We start from the raw sequence: 17,246 nt of genomic DNA, 5'->3' as shown, positions 1-17,246 counted from the left end.
CCAAAAGGGATTTTCCCATGACCCTGACGGACAAGCTGTTCCACAATTCCACCACGACGGCCGAAGCTGGCGTGGGAACCGATCTGAGCGATGAGCAGCAGCTGCATCTCACGTTGCATGACGGTAAACGGATTCCGCAGCTTGGGCTCGGTGTCTGGCAGACGCCGGCCGACGAGACCGCCGATATCGTGCGCCATGCGGTGAAAGCCGGATACCAGTCGATCGATACGGCGATGATCTATCGCAACGAGGAGGGTGTCGGCGCCGGTCTGGAGGGCCATCCCGATATCTACGTGACCACGAAGCTGTGGAACGACGATCAGGGATACGACGCCACCAAGCGTGCTTTCGAGGCCAGTCTCCGCAAGTTGAAGCGCGATGTTCTCGACCTCTACCTGATGCATTGGCCGCAGCCGAAACGTGGGCTCTACGTCGAGAGCTGGAAGGCGATGATCGACCTGCAGCGTGAGGGCCGCATCCGCTCGATCGGCGTCTCGAATTTCACGGCGGATCATCTGACCCGCATCATCGATGAGACGGGCGTCGTGCCGGTCGTCAATCAGGTCGAGCTGCACCCGCGATTCCAGCAGCGCGAACTGTGTGCGTTCCATGAGAAGCACGATATCCGCACGGAATCCTGGAGTCCGCTTGGACAAGGACAGGTGCTGAACGACCCGATCATCACGTCGATTGCCGGGAAGCACGGCAAGACGGCGGCGCAGGTCGTGATCCGCTGGCATCTGGACAGTGGCCTGATTGTCATACCGAAATCCGCCACGCCGAAGCGGATCGACGAGAATATCGATGTGTTCGATTTCCGTCTCGATGATGAGGACATGGGCAAGATCGCTGCGATGGACACATCCGGTGGCCGCATCGGTCCCGATCCTGCAACGTTCTGAGGCCTGGTCACGCCTGTTTGGCCGACGAGCATTGATTAACCCGCCGGGCTGGGGATATGTCGCTTATGAAAGGCGACTGAACCTCATGACCATACGCTTGTCGATGCCGTTGGCGCTTGCCGGCGCGCTGCTTGTCTCAGCCTGTTCCCAGCCTGAAATCGATCATACCCGCATGCACGTTACAGGCATGACGGATCTCTGGCGGCAGCAGGGATATTCGTATGCAGATGCACGGATGCTGGAGCGCAACAGCATCACGCCGCAGGATGCGGCGCAGTGGAAGGCATTGGGTGTTTCGCCCTCCAGCATGGTGACGTGGACCGCTGCGGGATATACGCCGGGCACCGCACTGCCCTACCTGCGTGCCGGCGTGGTGCTACCAACGAACAGCGCGCCGCAGAACGTGGTCCGCTGACGGCGGCGTGCTGCCCTTAGTGGCAGCTTCCGCCTTTGCAGGCCTTGCAGGCGCCACAGGCGCTATTGGCGTTGCCCGCGGTCATTTTCGGGGCGAGCCCTGCTGTTGCCCGCAGCGATGCCCATTGTCTCGGGAACAGGCGCGCGCCCCAATAGGCGGCGCAGAGTGCGACGATGATGGCGGCAATGACAACTTCGATCATATCAGCCTCCGGTAAGCATGCGTGTTATCTGGTATGTGGCGAGTGCCGCGCCATAGGCCAGCGCGAAAAGATAGCCCGCGGTTCCCGCGACGACCTTCCATGAATTCGTCTCGCGTCGGATGACGGCCAGTGTGGACAGGCACTGCGGGGCGAAAACATACCATGCCAGAAGCGAGAACGCGGTTGCCAGACTCCACTGTGCCGAGAGCAGCGGCGCCAGCTTGTCGGCCGCATTGTCTTCCGTCGCGCCCAGGGCATAGACGGTCGCCAGCGCGCTGACGGCGACTTCCCGTGCCGCCATGCCGGGGATGAGCGAAACGCAGATCTGCCAGTTGAATCCAATCGGCGCGAAGATCGGCATCATCCAGTGCCCGATGCGCCCCGCCAGGCTCCAGTCGATGGCGGCGCCGGATGCGCCTGGAGGGGGTGCCGGGAAGCTGGAAAGCGCCCAGAGCAGGACGTTGAGGGTCACGATGATCGTGCCGACCCGCGACAGGAACATGGTGGCACGCTGCCAGAGGCCCAGTGCCAGGTGGCGCAGGACAGGACGCCGGTAGGGCGGCAGTTCCAGCAGGAGCGGATGTTCCGCGGCCTTGACGCCGTGGGTCATGAGGCGCGCGACGATCAGGCCGCTGACGATGGCGAAGGCATAAAGCCCGAACAGTACCAGCCCTTGCAGCCCGAAGATGCCCCAGACCCGCCGGTGCGGCACGAAGGCGCCGATGAGCAGCGTATAGACTGGCAGCCGGGCCGAGCAGGTCATGAGCGGCGCGACGAGAATGGTGACGAGCCGGTCGCGCGGGTTCTGGATGGTGCGCGTCGCCATGATGCCGGGTATGGCGCAGGCGAAGCTGGAGAGCAGGGGAATGAAGGATCGCCCGCTCAACCCGGCCGTTGCCATGATCCGGTCCAGCAGGAAGGCCGCGCGCGGCAGGTAGCCCGATTCCTCCAGTGCCAAAATCCACAGGAACAGGATCAGGATCTGCGGCAGATAGGTGATGACCGTGCCCGCGCCGGCGATCACGCCATCCACGAGGAGGCTGCGCAGGACGCCGTCCGGCAAGGCCGCGCCGAGCGTCTGCCCCAGCGTGGCCACGCCGTTCTGCAACAGGTCCATGACCGGCTGCGCCCAGGAAAATACCGTCTGGAACATGACGAACAGGACGGCGAGCAGGATCAGTGGGCCGAAAACGGGATGCAGGAACCACCGATCCAGCCGATCGGCCAATAGCTCTCCGTCGCGCTTCGAATGCTGGACATAAGCCGCGAGGAGACGACGCACCTCGGCGTGAATTTCGACGTCCGCTCCCAAAGGTTTCGGGGGCAGAGGCGGGGGCTGGTCCAGAACGTCGAGCAATGCTGACGCGCCGTTCTTGCGAACGCTGACGGCCGGGACGACCGGCATGCCGAATTCACGGGAGAGACCATCGAGATCGACGGAGATGCCACGCCGTTTCGCCTCATCCATCATGTTGACGACGAGGATCATCGGCAGGCCCAACTGCCGTAATTCCAGCACGAATCGCAGGTGCAGCCGCAGATTGGTGGCATCCACCACATTGATCAGAAGCTCGGGCCGGGGCTCGGTGCGATGTCGCCCGAGGCAGACGTCGCGTGTGACGTCTTCGTCCGGGCTGGTGGCGGCAAGGCTGTAAGCCCCGGGAAGATCGAGCAGCCGCACCGGCCGGCCGCCGGGCGTGACGAAGCGGCCTTCCTTACGCTCGACGGTGACGCCGGCGTAGTTGGCGACTTTCTGGCGGCTGCCGGTCAGTTGGTTGAAGAGGGCTGTCTTGCCGCAGTTCGGATTGCCGACCAGTGCCGCGTAAAGCGAGGCGACACGAACGTCCATGGAGGATCAGGCGTTGTCGCGCAGATACACTCTGGCGGCTTCGTCGCGGCGCAGGGCGAAGCGCGTGGTGCCGACGCGAACGGCGATCGGATCGGCCCCCATCGGGCCATGAGCGACCATCTGCACCGGTTCGCCGGGAACGAAGCCCAGTTCGAGCAGGCGCGCTGTGATGGGGTCGGCTGCGCCGCGTGGTTCCACGTGGTCGATCACCGCATGGCATCCCTTGGGCAGAGCATTGAGGTACATCGATCCGACATCCCGAGTGATTGTTAAGAACGCTTCTTAGTCGCCGGGAGAGGTGCTTGTAAACCGGGCATCGTTAAACTCGCTGTCATCTGGGGAGGGATTGGCAGCGTTCGGTCCGCATCGTGCGTTGTCGCGAGTCCATCGCGTAAAAGGAAATCCAGACGCATGAACGATACGGGCATAGGGACTTCGAACGCATTTCAGGGCGGGCCTGCCAGAGAAATGCACCTGAGCCGTGGCACGGAAGACGGGTTGGCGCGCACGCCGTTGGAAGGGTTTTTCTTCGGCTGGCTGGCGATGGTGCCGATGATCGTGGGGGCGTTGCTCGGCGCTCTTCTGCCGAGGCGGGCGGGCCGAGGCGTCGCCATGGCGACCCGCTTGTGGGGTGGTGGATTGCTCTGCTTCCTGTCCGGCGTGCACCGCGGATACAGTTTCCGCGAGAAAGGCGGCCCGCTGCCCGGTGAGATCGGCGGCATGCTGGCGATCTTCGCGCCGGGCATGCTGTCATTGCTGGTGCCGTTTCGTCGGCTGTCGTTGCTTATGCTGACGGCTGGATATGCCGCGACCGCCGCGATCGACACGCAATCGGCGCGGCGGGGGGAGGCGCCGCGCTTCTTTGCGCGCCTGCGCCCTGTGCAGATGGCCGTGCCGGTGACGGCCTTTGGCGCGCTGTTCTGGCGTTATCGCCGTTCGAGCGGCAATGGTCCCAGGCCGACGCGACCGTAGCGCCGGGCATAGGCGAGGATTGCGGCATAGCAGGGGAGCACCAGCAGGGCGAACATGCCCTGAAAGCCGAGATAGGGCTTCAGCAGGACATAGAACTGCGGGATGATCGCGCCGCCGCTGTAGGACATGACCAGCAGGGCGGAGGCCAGCGGCGTTGCCGCGCCCGCGCCGCGAATGGCGATGGGGAAAATTGTCGGCATGATCATGGCGTTCGCGACGCCAAGAAGCGCGACGCACAGGACTGACGTGTAACCGTGTGTCAGGAAGGCCAGCGCGGTCAGCACGATTCCAAGGACGCAGGAGAGCTCGAGATATCGTTCCTGCGGCAGGATGCGCGGCACGACGAGAAAGCCTGCGATGTAGCCGATCAGCATGCCGCCGAGCGTGAGCGAGGTGAAGAATTTGGTCTGGTCCAGCGGCAGGCCGAATCCCTGGCCATAGGTGCCGATGGCGTCGCCCGCCATCACTTCGGCCCCGACATAGAGGAACATCGTGATGAAGCCCCAGACCAGATGCGGGCGGAAGATGGATGTCGTGGCCTCTCCCGACAAGGATGGGATCGGCGGCGCCTCGAGATTGGGGAGTGACGAGACGGCGACGATGGCCGCGACGACCAGCAGCATGGCGGCCATGCCGAGATACGGCCAGTAGAGCGCGTGCACGAAATTCGAGAGGATGCCCTCGCGCACGGCGGGGTCGGTTGCGGCGGCGGCCTGTGCGGCGACTCCGCCGATATTGTGCATGACCAGCGTCGCCAGAACGATGGGGGCGAGAATGCCAGCGAACTTGTTGCAGATTCCCATGATCGCGATGCGCTTGGCGGCATGGGTTGGCGGGCCGAGCAGGCTGACGAGCGGGTTGATGACAACCTGCATCAGCGAGAGGCCTGCGCCGAGGGTGAGCAGGCCGGTCAGGGCGCCGCCATAGATCCGCCACGCGATGAACTGGCCGAAGGTCGCGACGCCGATGGCCGATACGACGATCGACAGCGCCAGCCCCTGCTTGAGACCGAGCTTGCGCGCGATCATCGAGGCCGGGATGGAGAAGAGCAGATACGAGACATAGAAGACGAGCGGAATGAAGAAGGCGTTGAAATCCGTCAGCGAAAACGCAACGCGGACGAACGAGATCAGCGGGCCGTTCAGCCATGTGACGAAGCCCATGGCGAAGAAGATCATGGCGGCGATCAGCAGTGGGCTCCAGCCGTGGGGACCGACGAGGCTATCGTCGGGGATGCGGTCGGGAACCGTGCCGTCGCCGTCAACGTGGCGGTAGGTTGTGGCCATCGTCGTGTTCTCTTTCATAGAAAAGCCGCTCCCAACAATCCTGCGTCGCTCCCGAGTCGGGACGGCGTGAGTAATGTTGCGTCGGCGTCACGAAGGATACGCTTTTTGGTGGCGTGGTCGAGTGCCTCGATCAGGTCATGCGCATTCGAGAGGCCGCCGCCCACCGGCAGGATGGTGGCGCCGGTGAGATTGACGGCCAGCGCCAGCGCGGCGGAGACATATGTGACGTAGTGTTCGATCGTGCGGCGCGCGAGCGGATCGCCCTGCCGCCAGGCGGCGAGGATGGCGCGGCTGTCTGCCTTCTCCCCGCCGTTCCAGGCGTGCAGGCGTTCCAGCCCGCGTGCGCCGCCGATGGTGTCGATGCAGCCCCACTGCCCGCAGCCGCATGGAAAGCACGGGATATGCGATTCCATGCCGGGGAGGTGGGGGATGACCGGACCATGCCCCCATTCGCCGGTCAGGCCGCCGGCGCTGGTGATGAGACGGCCGTCCAGCACGAGTCCACCGCCGACGCCGGTGCCGAGGATGATGCCAAGGACGTTCCGATGGCTGCGTCCCGCGCCCATCCGCGCCTCGGCCAGCGCGAAGCAGTCGGCGTCGTTGCCGATCCGGATCGTTCGATCGAGCGTGGAGGACAGGCGCCGGGCCAGTTGAACGCCGTTGATGCACGGGATGTTGGCGGCGGTGCAGATACCGCTTTCCGGATCCTGCAATCCCGCAAGGGCGATATGCAGATCCAGATCGTCATGGATCGCCGTCGCCTCTTCCAGCGTGGCCAGAAACATATCCAGGTCATGGATCGGGGTCGGGAGTTTCTGCCGGTCGGCGATCGTGCCGTCATGCCGCACGATCGCGCAGTCGATGAAGGAACCGCCGATATCGGCGCAGAAGACGGGCTTGGTTTGCGGTGTCATGCTCAGGATCGTTCGGAACGTGCATTCAGAAATTCGCGCAGTCCGTCGCCAAGGCAGTTCAGCCCGATGACGGTTGCCGCAATGGCGAGGCCGGGAAACAGGCAGGGCCAGAAGGCCGCACCCAGGGTGTTGCGGCCATCGCTCATCATCGTGCCCCATTCGGGCATCGGTGGCTGGGCGCCGAGACCGAGGAAGGACAGGCTGGCGGCGGACAGCACGACGGTGCCCCCGCTGAGTGTGATCTGCACCATCAGCGGGCCGGCGGCGTTGCGCAGGATGTGGTGAAAAAGGATACGGGTTCGGCTGGCGCCGAGGACATGGAGGGCCTCGATATAGGTGGCATGCCGCAGACCGGCGGCAAGGTTGCGCGCCAGCCGCGCATAGACGGGGAGCGAGAACGCGGCGATGGCGAAAAGCGCGTGCAGTAATCCCGGCCCCAGCAGGCTGACGACGAGCAGCGCGAGGATAAGGCCCGGGAAAGCGAAGACGATGTCGGAAGCGGCCATGATGCCACGGTCGATCCACGGCGCGGACATGCCGGCGAACAGGCCCAGCGGGATGCCGAGACCGGCGGCCAGCGCGATGGAGACGGCAATTTCCCCCAGCGTCAGTCGCAGGCCATAGATCAGGCGCAGCAGGATGTCGCGCCCGAACGCGTCCGTGCCGCAGGGATGCAGGCGGGAGGGGGGCTGGAGCACATGATAAAGATCCTGCGCAGCCGGATCGCCGCCCAGGACGAGCGGGCCGAACGCCGCGAGCACCATACCGATGGCGCAGAGCAAAACGCCGATCGTCAGGACGGCGTGGTGACGCCAGAAGCGCGATTCTGCCAGACGCTTCATTTGTGACCCCGCATGCGCGGGTCGAGATAGACGATGATGGCCTCGGCCAGGAGATTGGCGCTCAGCACGCCGAAGATCGACAGCAGGGTGATCGCCTGAATCGTAGGATAATCACGATAACGCACCGCGTCGATCAGAAGGCGACCGATGCCGGGCCAGTCGAAGACCGTCTCCGTCACGATCGCACCGCTGATAAGCCCGCCGAGATTGAGGAAGACGACGGTCACGACGGGGATCATCGCGTTGCGCAAGGCGTGGCGCAGCAGGACGGTCATGGGCGACAGGCCCTTGGCGCGCGCCGTGCGGATATAGTCCTGGCGCAGGATGTCGCGCATGCCGGTCCGGGTCATGCGGAGGATGAGGGCCGAGGGCATCAGGGCAAGCACGAGAACGGGCAGGATGACGTGATGCCAGTCTCCGGCACCCATCAGCGGCAGCCAGTGCAGGCGCACGGCAAAGACTTCCATGCCGATCAGGGCGACCCAGAAGCTGGCGAGCGATGCGCCAAGGAGGGTCATGGCCATCAGCAGGTGGTCGGGCCAGCGGTTGGCGCAGACCGCACCCACGATTCCGCCGGGAATGGCGACGGCCATCGCCAGAAGATAGGCAAGGCCGCCCAGCAGCAATGAATAGGGCAATCGCCCGGCGATCATGCGACCGACGGGCGCGCCATCGCGAAGTGACAGGCCGAAATCGCCCTGAAGGGCGTGGCGAAGGAAATGGCCGTATTGGTGGAGCAGGGACTGATTGAGGCCGAGGCGTTCATGGATGGCCGCGACGACGCCCTCCGGTGCCTGTGGGCCGGCCATCAGGCGTGCGGGATCGCCGGGAAGGGCGTGAATGGCGATGAAGACGATGGCGGAAACGCCCAGCATGATGACGGGCAGGTTCATGGCGCGGCGAAGAACGGTATTCATGGCCCGTCTTTCCAGGCGCGGCTGACGACGATCTCGCCATCCGGCATCGAAAAGACGCCGTGCACGTTGCGACGCACGCCGTAGAGATTGTCCTGCATATAGAGTGGCAACAAGGGAGCGTCCTGCGCGATCTGGCCTTGCATCGTGCGATAGATCGCGGTGCGTTCGGCAGGGTCCAGCGTTGCGGCCGCCTGATCCATCGCGGCGTCCACCAGATGATTGGCGTAAAATCCCAGATTGGCACCGCCCGGTGCGCTGTTGGCGCTTGCGTAGAGCGGTCGCAATTGAAGATCGGCGACGAAAGGCGCGGACCAGGACGAGATAATCATGCCGATACCGGTCTTTCTTTTTTCGGCAGGGCCTGAAAAGGCGGATTGCATCCAGACGCCGGCTTCCTGACGCCGGATCGCCAGCTTGATGCCAAGCGGTCGCCACATAGCCTGAAGCGCTTCGGCAATCGGTTCCTCCGGCTCCTGCACGATGACGGTCGCGGGAAAGCCGTTGGCATGGCCGGCCTGTCGGAGAAGCGCTGCGGCCCGCTGGAGATCGGGACCGTCGGCTGGTGTGCAGGGCAGGTTGCCCGGCGTTTCCGGCGTCAGTGGATGGCAGGCTGGTGTACCGTTTCCGTGCAGAAGGCCAGCGACGAGAGCCGCGCGATCGATGGCAAGCCCAAGGGCGCGACGAACGCGCGCATCGTCCAGGGGTGGGAGGCGGTTGTTCAGGGCGACCCAGAACTGGGTGCCCCCCGGATGCCGGTCGACATGTGCGACATCGCTGTCACGATACAGGTGGCTGAATACGGGGGCCAGCGGCATGACGACATCGGCATCGCCGGTTTGCAGCGCCATGTTCAGAACGGACGGTTCCGGCGACCAGCGCCAGTCGATCCTCTCAAGCCTTGCCTTGTCGCCCCAGTAACGGTCGTTGCGCAGCGCGCGCACGCGTTCGCCATCCTGCCAGTCGCCGAAACGATAGGGACCGGTGCCATCGGCATGGCGCGCCAGTGTCGAGGTTGCCGCGACGGGCGAGACGATGGCGGCCTGTGTCTGGGAAAGAAGGTGCAGCAGATCCGCATAGGGAGAGTGCAGGGTGATGACGATATCGTTTCCGTCACGTTCCACGCTGGAAATCAGTTTGCGGAAGATGCCGGACCCCGCGAGAGCCGCATCCGGCGCAACAAGACGATTGAGCGATGCGACCGCGGCCGGCGCGTCGCATATTGAGCCGTCATGGAAAAAGACGCCGGTGCGAAGCGTGAAGCGCCAGACGCGGCCATCCGGCGAGGATGACCATGCCGTAGCGAGCGCGGGCTGGATATTGCCGTGTTCATCCTGTGCCACGAGACTCTCGTAGAACGGCGCCAGGACGGATCGTGTGGCGGTTGCGTTCTGATCGGCCGGGTCCATGGTGCGTGGCGGTTCGGCAAGCATGACGGTCAGCGTCGCCGCCGAAGCGGTGACGGTCTTGCACGTGGCGGCAAGGGCGGCGCTGAAGGAAAGACGACGTCGCGACACATTGTCTCCGGTTGGACGGAATGTTGGCGAAAACGCGCGAAACGATAAAAAATACGGTCTCGTTGTTAATTCGTCATGATGTTCTATTGACATGAACTTGGTTTATCAAACGAAATAAGATGGTCATCGCACAAGGCGGTTCCATCATGTTTTCGGCCGGGCATCATCGCATCCTCAGCACGTTGAGCCGTCATGGTTCGATGAGCCGCACCGATCTGGCGCGCAACCTCGCCCTGAGCAAGGCGAGCGTCACGCTTCTGGTGCGCGACCTCATCGCACGCGGTGTGCTGCGCGAGCAGGAACTGGTTTTCGGGCAGGGGCGACCGTCGGTTACGCTCGGCCTGTGCAGTGACGCGGCAAGCTTCGTCGGCATTTCATTGCAGACGGACCCGGTGACGGTCGTCCTCACCGATCCTCATGGTCGTGTGCTGGCCGAGCATTCGATGCGCCGGGAAGCCGACCCCGCGATTTGTTTTCCGCAACTGGCGGCGGCGGTGGAGACCGTGCGCGCGCAGGCAGGACCTGATGTCGGGCCGATTGCCGGCATCGGGGTCGCGCAGCCGGGATTCGTCTCGCGCGATCGGCGGGTCTGTCTGGCGTCGGCGGCATTGGGCTGGGTGGATCTCGATGTGGCCGGGCGCCTGTCGTCCCTGACCGGCCTGCCGGTTTTTGTGGAGAATGACGCAAATGCCCTGATTCTGGGCGAGCAGCTCTTCGGCCCGACGGGCGACCGGCCGGATTTCAGTCTGGTTTTCGTCGGGGACGGCATCGGAAGCGCGCATATCGTCAATGGACGCCTGCATCGTGGGCATCATGGCGGGGCGGGCGAACTGTCCCATTCACCGATCGCATTCGGCTCGCAGGACGCGCTGCCCTGCCGGTGCGGCAACCGGGGATGTCTGGAGACGGTCTCGTCGCTACAGGCGATCCGCGGCGCGGCGCGGCAGGTGGGGTTGACGACGGATATTGCCGAACTGGTGGCATTGACGGCCAACGGCCATCCGGAAGCGCTGGCGATCCTGCACCGTGCCGGGACGGCGCTGGGCATCGCGCTGGCGCAACTGGTGCAGATGTTCGACCCGAGCCAGGTGGTGGTGATCCTCGACCCCGCATTGAAGGAAAGTGTCTTTGGCCGCGTGCTGCGTCAGGAGATGGAAACACATGTGTTGCGGCGCGCGGGCGTCCAGACGGCGCTGACATTGCGTGGCGCGGAAGCCAACAGTTTCGCCACGGGTGCCGCCGGACTGGCCGCCCAACATTATCTGTTCGGGAGCGATTGGACATGAGCAGGAAATTCCGCATTGCCTTCGGCGGTATTCACACGGAATGCAGCACATATAATCCGGTTCTGATGCAACAGGAGGATTTCCGTATTCTTCGCGGAAGCGACATGCTGGAGATGCCGTATTTCGCATTTCTCCAGGATTTCGATGCGGATTTCCTGCCACTGCTGCATGCGCGCGCCGTGCCGGGCGGCCCTGTTTCCCGGGCGGTGTATGAAGCATTCAAGGCGGATTTCCTGACACGGTTGCAAGCGAGCCTGCCCCTCGACGGGCTTTATCTGGCCATGCACGGCGCCATGTTCGTCGAGGGGCTGCACGATGCCGAGGTGGACTGGATCTCTGCGGCGCGTAATGTTGTCGGTCCGGAATGTTACGTTTCAGCGAGCTATGACCTGCACGGAAATGTCAGTCAGCCGATCATCGATTCGCTCGATATGTTCTCGGCCTATCGCACCGCGCCGCATATCGATGTCGAACGCACGATGCGGCGTGCCGTGGATATGCTGGTCGACGCGCTGAAGGAGGGTGTTCGACCGGCGATCGTCTGGGCGCCGGTACCCGTTCTGTTGCCGGGCGAAAGGACGAGCACGGAGGACGAGCCGGCGAAAAGCCTCTACGCGCGTCTGCCGGAATACGATGCTCGGGCGGGTATCTGGGACGCGGCGTTGATGGTCGGATACGTCTGGGCGGATGAGCCGCGCGCAACGGCATCCGCCGTCATCACGGGGACAAATGAGCTGGCCCTGAAGCAGGCGGCGCGCGAACTGGCGCAAGCGTACTGGAATGCCCGGCACGATTTCGTGTTCGGCTGCGAAACGGGCAGCATTGCGCACTGCGTGGTGCGGGCGATGAAAGCGGAAACGCAACCGGCCATCATCGCGGATTCGGGCGACAACCCGACCGGCGGCGGTGTCGGCGACCGGGCGGATGTGTTGTCCGCCCTGGCCGCGCAGGATGCGCAGGATGTCATCGTTGCGGCGATCACCGATCCGGCCGCCTGCGTGGAAGCGTTTGCAGCTGGCATCGGGGGGCAACAATCCTTCTCGATCGGTGCGCGGCTTGATCCGGCCGGGGTGCGCGTGTCGCTGGAATGCACCGTCGTGCATTTGCAGGATCATGCCGAGCCTGCGGAGCGGGAGGCTGTCGTGCGGCATCGGGGCATCACGATCGTTCTTGCCGCGCGACGACGGCCTTATCACAACATCTCGGACTTCCAGCGGCTGGGACTCGATCCGGCTGCGGCGCGGATTCTGGTCGTGAAGTCGGGCTATCTGTCGCCGGATCTGGCGCCCTTGGCCAATCCCTCGCTCATGGCACTATCGGATGGTGTGGTGAATCAGGATGTCGCGCATCTGCCGCGACGACAGACGCGGCGGCCCTGTTTCCCGTTCGACGCGGAATTTGCGTGGTCGCCGACGGTTTTCGTGCAGACGCCGCGCGCTGGCACGACATGACGGGAACGCCGGTTCTCGAACTGGAAGGGGTGCGGGTCGATTTCGGCGCAGTCGCCGCGCTTGAGGGGCTCTCTCTACGTATCGGCCGCGGCGAGACGCTGGCGCTCGTCGGTGAGTCAGGTTCAGGAAAGAGTGTCGCGGCGTTGACGGTGATGGGCCTGTTGCGTGGCGGAACGATTGCGGCGGGACGGATACTGTTTTCGAACGGCAAGGACCGTTTCGATCTCGCGACATTGTCGGAAAGGCAGTTCCGTGCGCGGCGCGGTCGCGACATCGGCATGATTTTTCAGGAACCGATGAGTGCGCTGAATCCGACGATGCGCATTGGCAGGCAACTGAGCGAATGTCTGGCGCGTGCCGAACGGTCGGGCCGAACCGATCTTCGTCAGGCCGGAGAGGCCTTGCTGGCGCGAACCGGCATCAACGATCCCGCGCAGTGCTGGCGTGCCTATCCGCATGAACTGTCGGGCGGCATGCGCCAGCGCGTGATGATTGCCATGGCGTTGAGCACCCGCCCGGCACTCCTGATTGCCGACGAGCCCACGACGGCGCTGGATGTCAGCACTCAGGGGCGCATTCTGACGCTGATACGCGAGATGGCGGCGGAAACCGGCACCGCCACCTTGTTTATCACGCATGATTTCGGCGCGGCGGCGGCTATCGCGGATCGGGTGGCGGTTCTGTATGCCGGGCGACTTCTGGAAGAAGGGCCGATCGACGACGTTCTGCGAATGCCACGCCACCCATACACGCGCGGATTGCTGGCTTCCATGCCCGATCCGGCGCGGATGATCGCGGATCCGCGCGGGCGGCGGCGTTTGCGTGTGATGGCGGGTGCCGTGCCCGCACCGGGGATGCGCCCGACATCCTGTGTCTTTGCGTCGCGCTGCGTTGCCGTGCAACCGGCATGCGAGGTCGCCGCCATTCCGACGATGCAGCTGGCGATGCGTCATGTCGCCTGCCGCCGCGCGGACGAATGGACGGTGGCGCCATGACGACGCTTCTGGATGTGCGCGATCTGCATGTGGCGTATCGTGGCGGCGCGCTATGGCGCTCTCGCCCGGTGCCGATCGTTCACGGCGTTTCGTTTCGTGTCGGTCGTGGCGAAATCGTGGGGCTGATCGGCGAATCCGGTTCCGGGAAAAGCACGATTGCGCGCAGCATCGTGGGGCTTACACCGGTGGCGAGGGGAGAGATCGTTCTCGATCAGGGCACGGCGCATGTCGGTCGCGCACGGCATGTGCAGATGATTTTTCAGGACCCGTTCGCCAGTCTCGATCCGCGCATGACCGTCGGCGCGCAGATTGCCGAACCGCTGGCGATTCATCGTCTCGTGCCGAAAGCGCTGCGTCGGCAGCGTGTTTCGGAACTGCTGACGCGGGTAGGCTTGTCCGATGCCGTCTACGATCGGCTTCCGCACGCCTTTTCCGGCGGTCAGCGCGCGCGGATCGGCATTGCGCGCGCCTTGGCTGTCGAGCCGGCGTTGCTGATCGCGGATGAGGCGACGGCGGCGCTGGATGTTTCCGTGCAGGCCCAGATCCTGAACCTGCTGATGGATTTGCGGGACGATCTGGGGTTGTCGATCCTGTTCATCACGCATGATCTCGCGGTGGTGCGTGTTCTCTGCGATCGGGCGGTCGTGCTGCGGCGCGGCCGGATCGTGGAACAAGGAGAAACAGTCGCGCTTTTTGCAGCGCCGCGTGAAGACTACACGCGCCTGCTGCTGGCGTCGCATCGAACTCTGGAGCCTCAGGCATGATCGAACTGGAAGTGTGCGTCGACGATGTGGCGAGCTTGCATGCGGCGCAGGTGCCGGGCGTCGCGCGGGTCGAGCTTTGTGCGGCGTTGGCGGTTGGCGGTTTGACGCCCAGCATGGGGCTGATGCGGTTGGCGGTGACCCTTGAGACGCCGGCCTATGCGATGATCCGACCGCGCGCGGGTGACTTCGTGTTCGATGCGGAAGAGGAAGCGGTCATGCTCGGCGATATTGCCGCGGCGCGCTCGGCGGGTCTGGCGGGCGTCGTGCTGGGGGCCAGCCGGGACGATGGGACGCTGGATATCGCCATGCTGGCACGGCTGAGTGCGGCTTGCGGCACGATGGGGCGGACGCTGCACCGGGCTTTCGATCTGGTGCCTGAGCCGTTGCGGGCGTTGGAAACGGCAATCGAACTTGGTTTCGAGCGCATCCTGACATCTGGCGGTGCCAGGACGGCACCGGAAGGGGCCGCTGTCCTGCATTCCCTGACGCAAGCCGCAGCCGGGCGGATCGAAATTATGGCGGGTGGTGGCGTCAATCCGGCGAACGTGGTGGCGCTGGTGCGGGAGACGGGGGTCGGTGCCGTGCACGGGTCCTGTCGCGGCCCCGTTCAGCAATATGCGCCAGTCGTCGCGGCCCTGGGTTTTGGTGTGAGTCGTGCGCCGGCCGATCCTCTGGTGATTGAGGCCCTTCGCGCTGCGCTCGACACCGTTGACAGATACGATCATTCATAAGGATATATCGAATATGAAACGAACCCGATATGCAATGTTCCTGTCCTGCGCCGCAATGGCGCTGATGCTGGGAGGGGCGAGTCCGGCGCGCGCGGCGCCGGATCTGATGCCAATGCCGCAATCCGCGACGTTCGACGGCGGTGGTGTGCCCCTTGCGGGAGGTATGCAGGTCGTATGGGACAGTGGAAAGCCCACGCCGCTCCTGAAACGCGCGCTCGCCCGTTTTCAGACGCGGTTGAACCAACTGACGGGCCCATCGGCTGCGGGCGGCGCGCCGCTGGCGTTGCATATTCGCGTTGGACGGGACCCGGAATACCTCACCGTTCACGAACATGAACATTACACGCTGAACGCCGGCGCGGATGGCGTGACGCTGACGGCGAACGGACCGGCGGGTGTTCTTCGTGGTCTGGCAACGCTGCTGCAACTGGTGCAGCACACGCCGCAGGGCGTAACTCTGGCCGATGCCCATATTGATGATGCGCCACGTTTCGTCTGGCGTGGGCTGATGCTCGACGTGTCGCGCCACTTCGTGTCGGTCGAGACCGTCAAGCGCCAGCTGGACGCGATGGAACTGACAAAGCTCAACGTGCTGCATTGGCACCTAAGCGACGGCACCGGTTTCCGTGTCGAGAGCCACCGCTACCCGAAGCTTCAGGAAATCGGCGGTCATCATCAGTATTACACCCAGGCGCAGATTCGCGAGATCGTCGCTTATGCGGCGGATCGTGGCATCCGTATCGTGCCGGAGTTCGACATTCCGGGGCATGCCTTGTCGGTTCTGCAAGCCTATCCGGAACTGGCGGCGCAGCAACCGGTTCCCTTGACGAAGGAATGGTTGAAGACCTGCCAGACGGCGTTCAGTGGCGGAGGTTCGACCACAAGCTGTTCGCAACATCTCAACCTCAACAATCCAGCGTTCGACCCGACGCGGCCGGATGTCCTGCGTTTTGCCGCAGGTCTCTACGCCGAGATGGGAGCGCTCTTCCCCGACCGTTATTTCCACTCGGGTGGAGATGAGGTGGTGTCGAAGCAATGGACGACCAATCCGAAGATCGCCGCGTACATGAAGGCGCACGGTTATGCGGACGCGCCGGCGTTGCAGGCGGCGTTCACGGCGGAGGTCGAGAAGGTTCTCGCCCATCAGGGCAAGATCATGATGGGCTGGGATGAGGTCAGCGAAGCGCCGATTCCCAAGGATGTGGTCGTGGAAGCCTGGCGTGGATCGAAATGGATCGGTTCCGCAACACGGGCCGGTCATCCGGTGGTCGTTTCGTCGGGTTATTATCTGGATCTGCTGCGTCCGGCGGCGGAGCATTATGCCGTCGACCCGTTCGATGTGCAGGCGGATGGTCTGTCACCGGAAGAGGGCGCGAAGGCCCGCGTAAAAGCCGGTCCGATGATCGATGCGTTCACGCTCGACCCGAATGAACCGCCGCTGGACGACGCGCAGAAGAAACTGGTGCTGGGTGGCGAGGCACCGTTGTGGAGTGAGATCGTCTCGGACGAGATGACGGATGCGCGCCTGTGGCCACGTTCGATCGCCATTGCCGAACGCTACTGGTCGCCGGAAAGCGTGCGGGACGTGGCGGATATGGAACGTCGTTTGCCGACCATTCAGGCGGAACTGGAAGCGACCGGGCTTGAGGCATCGCGCAATCGGGCGCGCATGGTGGCGCGTATGACGCCGGACAATATCGAGCCGCTGACGGTACTGACGGATGCGACCGTTCCGGTGCAGAATTACGCCATGAATCGCCTGGCGAACAATGGCGACGAGATGCTGGATGCGCCGGGCGCGATCGCTCAGCCGGACAGTTTCTCCGCCATGGCGTTCAATCGTCTGGCGTCGCGTTACGCGGCCGGCGACCTGAGCGTTGCGGCCCCCTTGCGCGCGATGCTGAATGTTTATGCCGCGAATGCCAGCGCGTATCAGGTCGTGGCCACGACACCGCAACTTCAGGCGGCCATACCGGTCTCGCAGCAGCTTTCGGCTCTGGCGCTGACGGGTCTGGAGGCGATGGAGAAGGGACACCACAACAAGGCATGGCGCGTGAAAGCTGCGCAACAGATCGCGCAGCAACAGGCGGTGTTCGCGGCTTGCGCGACCCATGTCGCATCGCTGAAAAGCACGCTGCCGCCAAGCGGCCTGATGATCGCGATTCTACCGGGTATCGAGGCGCTGGTGAACGCCTCGAAGTAAAGG

The 17,246-nt window shown here is 64.1% G+C and carries 17 protein-coding genes; 9 read left to right on the top strand and 8 right to left on the bottom strand.

Annotation, left to right across the window (positions count from 1 at the left end; genetic code table 11):
• The first annotated feature begins 17 nt into the window (after positions 1–17).
• Together A0U93_RS05950 and A0U93_RS05945 are read left to right on the top strand one after the other, a co-directional pair.
• Complete coding sequence (locus A0U93_RS05950) at positions 18–902, top strand: aldo/keto reductase (protein ID WP_077806533.1); 885 nt, start codon at positions 18–20, stop codon at positions 900–902.
• A complete protein-coding gene (locus A0U93_RS05945; RefSeq protein WP_147150736.1) occupies positions 868–1,317 on the top strand; it encodes a hypothetical protein in 450 nt (149 codons plus the stop codon). The genes A0U93_RS05950 and A0U93_RS05945 overlap by 35 nt, the downstream gene beginning before the upstream one ends.
• 16 nt (positions 1,318–1,333) lie before the next feature.
• Here A0U93_RS05945 and A0U93_RS05940 read toward each other — a convergent pair whose 3' ends face one another.
• Genes A0U93_RS05940 through A0U93_RS05930 form a run of 3 tightly spaced genes read right to left on the bottom strand, consistent with a single transcriptional unit; the run spans position 1,334 to position 3,614 of the window.
• Positions 1,334–1,519 (bottom strand): hypothetical protein, encoded by a 186-nt coding sequence (locus tag A0U93_RS05940; protein WP_077806531.1) that lies wholly within the window; start codon positions 1,517–1,519, stop codon positions 1,334–1,336.
• Between the two features lies 1 nt (position 1,520).
• Complete coding sequence (feoB, locus tag A0U93_RS05935) at positions 1,521–3,368, bottom strand: ferrous iron transporter B (protein WP_077806530.1); 1,848 nt, start codon at positions 3,366–3,368, stop codon at positions 1,521–1,523.
• Between the two features lie 6 nt (positions 3,369–3,374).
• Entirely contained in the window at positions 3,375–3,614 is a 240-nt protein-coding gene (locus tag A0U93_RS05930; protein ID WP_077806529.1) for a FeoA family protein, read from the bottom strand.
• Between the two features lie 165 nt (positions 3,615–3,779).
• Between A0U93_RS05930 and A0U93_RS05925 the strand changes: the two genes are divergently transcribed.
• Positions 3,780–4,340, top strand: coding sequence for a DUF3429 domain-containing protein (locus tag A0U93_RS05925; RefSeq protein ID WP_077806528.1), 561 nt, complete (start codon positions 3,780–3,782; stop codon positions 4,338–4,340).
• Here A0U93_RS05925 and gluP read toward each other — a convergent pair.
• Genes gluP through A0U93_RS05900 form a run of 5 tightly spaced genes read right to left on the bottom strand, consistent with a single transcriptional unit; the run spans position 4,295 to position 9,813 of the window.
• Positions 4,295–5,626 carry a glucose/galactose MFS transporter gene (gene gluP, locus A0U93_RS05920; protein WP_077808364.1) on the bottom strand — a complete coding sequence of 444 codons (1,332 nt, stop codon included), beginning with the start codon at positions 5,624–5,626 and terminating at the stop codon, positions 4,295–4,297. The genes A0U93_RS05925 and gluP overlap by 46 nt on opposite strands.
• Positions 5,627–5,640: 14 nt before the next feature.
• On the bottom strand, positions 5,641–6,540 hold the full coding sequence (locus tag A0U93_RS05915) for an ROK family protein (RefSeq protein ID WP_077806527.1): 900 nt from the start codon (positions 6,538–6,540) through the stop codon (positions 5,641–5,643).
• Positions 6,541–6,542: 2 nt separating this feature from the next.
• Positions 6,543–7,382 (bottom strand): ABC transporter permease, encoded by an 840-nt coding sequence (locus tag A0U93_RS05910; RefSeq protein WP_077806526.1) that lies wholly within the window; start codon positions 7,380–7,382, stop codon positions 6,543–6,545.
• The gene (locus A0U93_RS05905; RefSeq protein WP_077806525.1) at positions 7,379–8,299 is read right to left on the bottom strand and encodes an ABC transporter permease; all 921 of its coding nucleotides are present in this window, start codon (positions 8,297–8,299) and stop codon (positions 7,379–7,381) included. Before A0U93_RS05905 ends, A0U93_RS05910 begins: the two co-directional genes overlap by 4 nt.
• Entirely contained in the window at positions 8,296–9,813 is a 1,518-nt protein-coding gene (locus A0U93_RS05900; RefSeq protein WP_169852704.1) for an ABC transporter substrate-binding protein, read from the bottom strand. Before A0U93_RS05900 ends, A0U93_RS05905 begins: the two co-directional genes overlap by 4 nt.
• Before the next feature lie 146 nt (positions 9,814–9,959).
• On the opposite strand from A0U93_RS05900, the gene A0U93_RS05895 reads away from it, so the two are divergent.
• From A0U93_RS05895 to A0U93_RS05870, 6 genes are read left to right on the top strand one after another with little or no spacing between them, the layout of a single operon-like run.
• The gene (locus tag A0U93_RS05895; RefSeq protein WP_211274052.1) at positions 9,960–11,099 is read left to right on the top strand and encodes an ROK family transcriptional regulator; all 1,140 of its coding nucleotides are present in this window, start codon (positions 9,960–9,962) and stop codon (positions 11,097–11,099) included.
• Complete coding sequence (locus tag A0U93_RS05890; RefSeq protein WP_077806522.1) at positions 11,096–12,550, top strand: M81 family metallopeptidase; 1,455 nt, start codon at positions 11,096–11,098, stop codon at positions 12,548–12,550. The genes A0U93_RS05895 and A0U93_RS05890 overlap by 4 nt, the downstream gene beginning before the upstream one ends.
• Positions 12,547–13,545, top strand: a complete 999-nt coding sequence (locus tag A0U93_RS05885; RefSeq protein ID WP_077808363.1) for an ABC transporter ATP-binding protein — start codon at positions 12,547–12,549, stop codon at positions 13,543–13,545. Before A0U93_RS05890 ends, A0U93_RS05885 begins: the two co-directional genes overlap by 4 nt.
• Complete coding sequence (locus A0U93_RS05880; RefSeq protein ID WP_211274051.1) at positions 13,542–14,309, top strand: ABC transporter ATP-binding protein; 768 nt, start codon at positions 13,542–13,544, stop codon at positions 14,307–14,309. The genes A0U93_RS05885 and A0U93_RS05880 overlap by 4 nt, the downstream gene beginning before the upstream one ends.
• Positions 14,306–15,040, top strand: a complete 735-nt coding sequence (locus A0U93_RS05875; protein WP_077806520.1) for a copper homeostasis protein CutC — start codon at positions 14,306–14,308, stop codon at positions 15,038–15,040. Before A0U93_RS05880 ends, A0U93_RS05875 begins: the two co-directional genes overlap by 4 nt.
• A 13-nt stretch (positions 15,041–15,053) precedes the next feature.
• On the top strand, positions 15,054–17,243 hold the full coding sequence (locus A0U93_RS05870) for a beta-N-acetylhexosaminidase (RefSeq protein ID WP_306345246.1): 2,190 nt from the start codon (positions 15,054–15,056) through the stop codon (positions 17,241–17,243).
• Positions 17,244–17,246 lie beyond the last annotated feature (3 nt).

Source organism: Neoasaia chiangmaiensis (assembly GCF_002005465.1).
In the GTDB taxonomy this organism is placed as follows: domain Bacteria; phylum Pseudomonadota; class Alphaproteobacteria; order Acetobacterales; family Acetobacteraceae; genus Neoasaia; species Neoasaia chiangmaiensis.
This window is presented reverse-complemented; position numbering and strand designations above follow the sequence as displayed.

What these genes read in the sequence shown, in the direction of transcription:
- feoB (WP_077806530.1), bottom strand. Translation starts at nt 3,368, where the DNA reads ATGGACGTTCGTGTCGCCTCGCTTTACGCGGCACTGGTCGGCAATCCG.
- A0U93_RS05875 (WP_077806520.1), top strand. Translation starts at nt 14,306, where the DNA reads ATGATCGAACTGGAAGTGTGCGTCGACGATGTGGCGAGCTTGCATGCG.
- A0U93_RS05870 (WP_306345246.1), top strand. Translation starts at nt 15,054, where the DNA reads ATGAAACGAACCCGATATGCAATGTTCCTGTCCTGCGCCGCAATGGCG.
- A0U93_RS05950 (WP_077806533.1), top strand. Translation starts at nt 18, where the DNA reads ATGACCCTGACGGACAAGCTGTTCCACAATTCCACCACGACGGCCGAA.
- A0U93_RS05925 (WP_077806528.1), top strand. Translation starts at nt 3,780, where the DNA reads ATGAACGATACGGGCATAGGGACTTCGAACGCATTTCAGGGCGGGCCT.
- A0U93_RS05910 (WP_077806526.1), bottom strand. Translation starts at nt 7,382, where the DNA reads ATGAAGCGTCTGGCAGAATCGCGCTTCTGGCGTCACCACGCCGTCCTG.
- gluP (WP_077808364.1), bottom strand. Translation starts at nt 5,626, where the DNA reads ATGGCCACAACCTACCGCCACGTTGACGGCGACGGCACGGTTCCCGAC.
- A0U93_RS05880 (WP_211274051.1), top strand. Translation starts at nt 13,542, where the DNA reads ATGACGACGCTTCTGGATGTGCGCGATCTGCATGTGGCGTATCGTGGC.
- A0U93_RS05895 (WP_211274052.1), top strand. Translation starts at nt 9,960, where the DNA reads ATGTTTTCGGCCGGGCATCATCGCATCCTCAGCACGTTGAGCCGTCAT.
- A0U93_RS05930 (WP_077806529.1), bottom strand. Translation starts at nt 3,614, where the DNA reads ATGTACCTCAATGCTCTGCCCAAGGGATGCCATGCGGTGATCGACCAC.
- A0U93_RS05940 (WP_077806531.1), bottom strand. Translation starts at nt 1,519, where the DNA reads ATGATCGAAGTTGTCATTGCCGCCATCATCGTCGCACTCTGCGCCGCC.
- A0U93_RS05890 (WP_077806522.1), top strand. Translation starts at nt 11,096, where the DNA reads ATGAGCAGGAAATTCCGCATTGCCTTCGGCGGTATTCACACGGAATGC.
- A0U93_RS05905 (WP_077806525.1), bottom strand. Translation starts at nt 8,299, where the DNA reads ATGAATACCGTTCTTCGCCGCGCCATGAACCTGCCCGTCATCATGCTG.
- A0U93_RS05915 (WP_077806527.1), bottom strand. Translation starts at nt 6,540, where the DNA reads ATGACACCGCAAACCAAGCCCGTCTTCTGCGCCGATATCGGCGGTTCC.
- A0U93_RS05885 (WP_077808363.1), top strand. Translation starts at nt 12,547, where the DNA reads ATGACGGGAACGCCGGTTCTCGAACTGGAAGGGGTGCGGGTCGATTTC.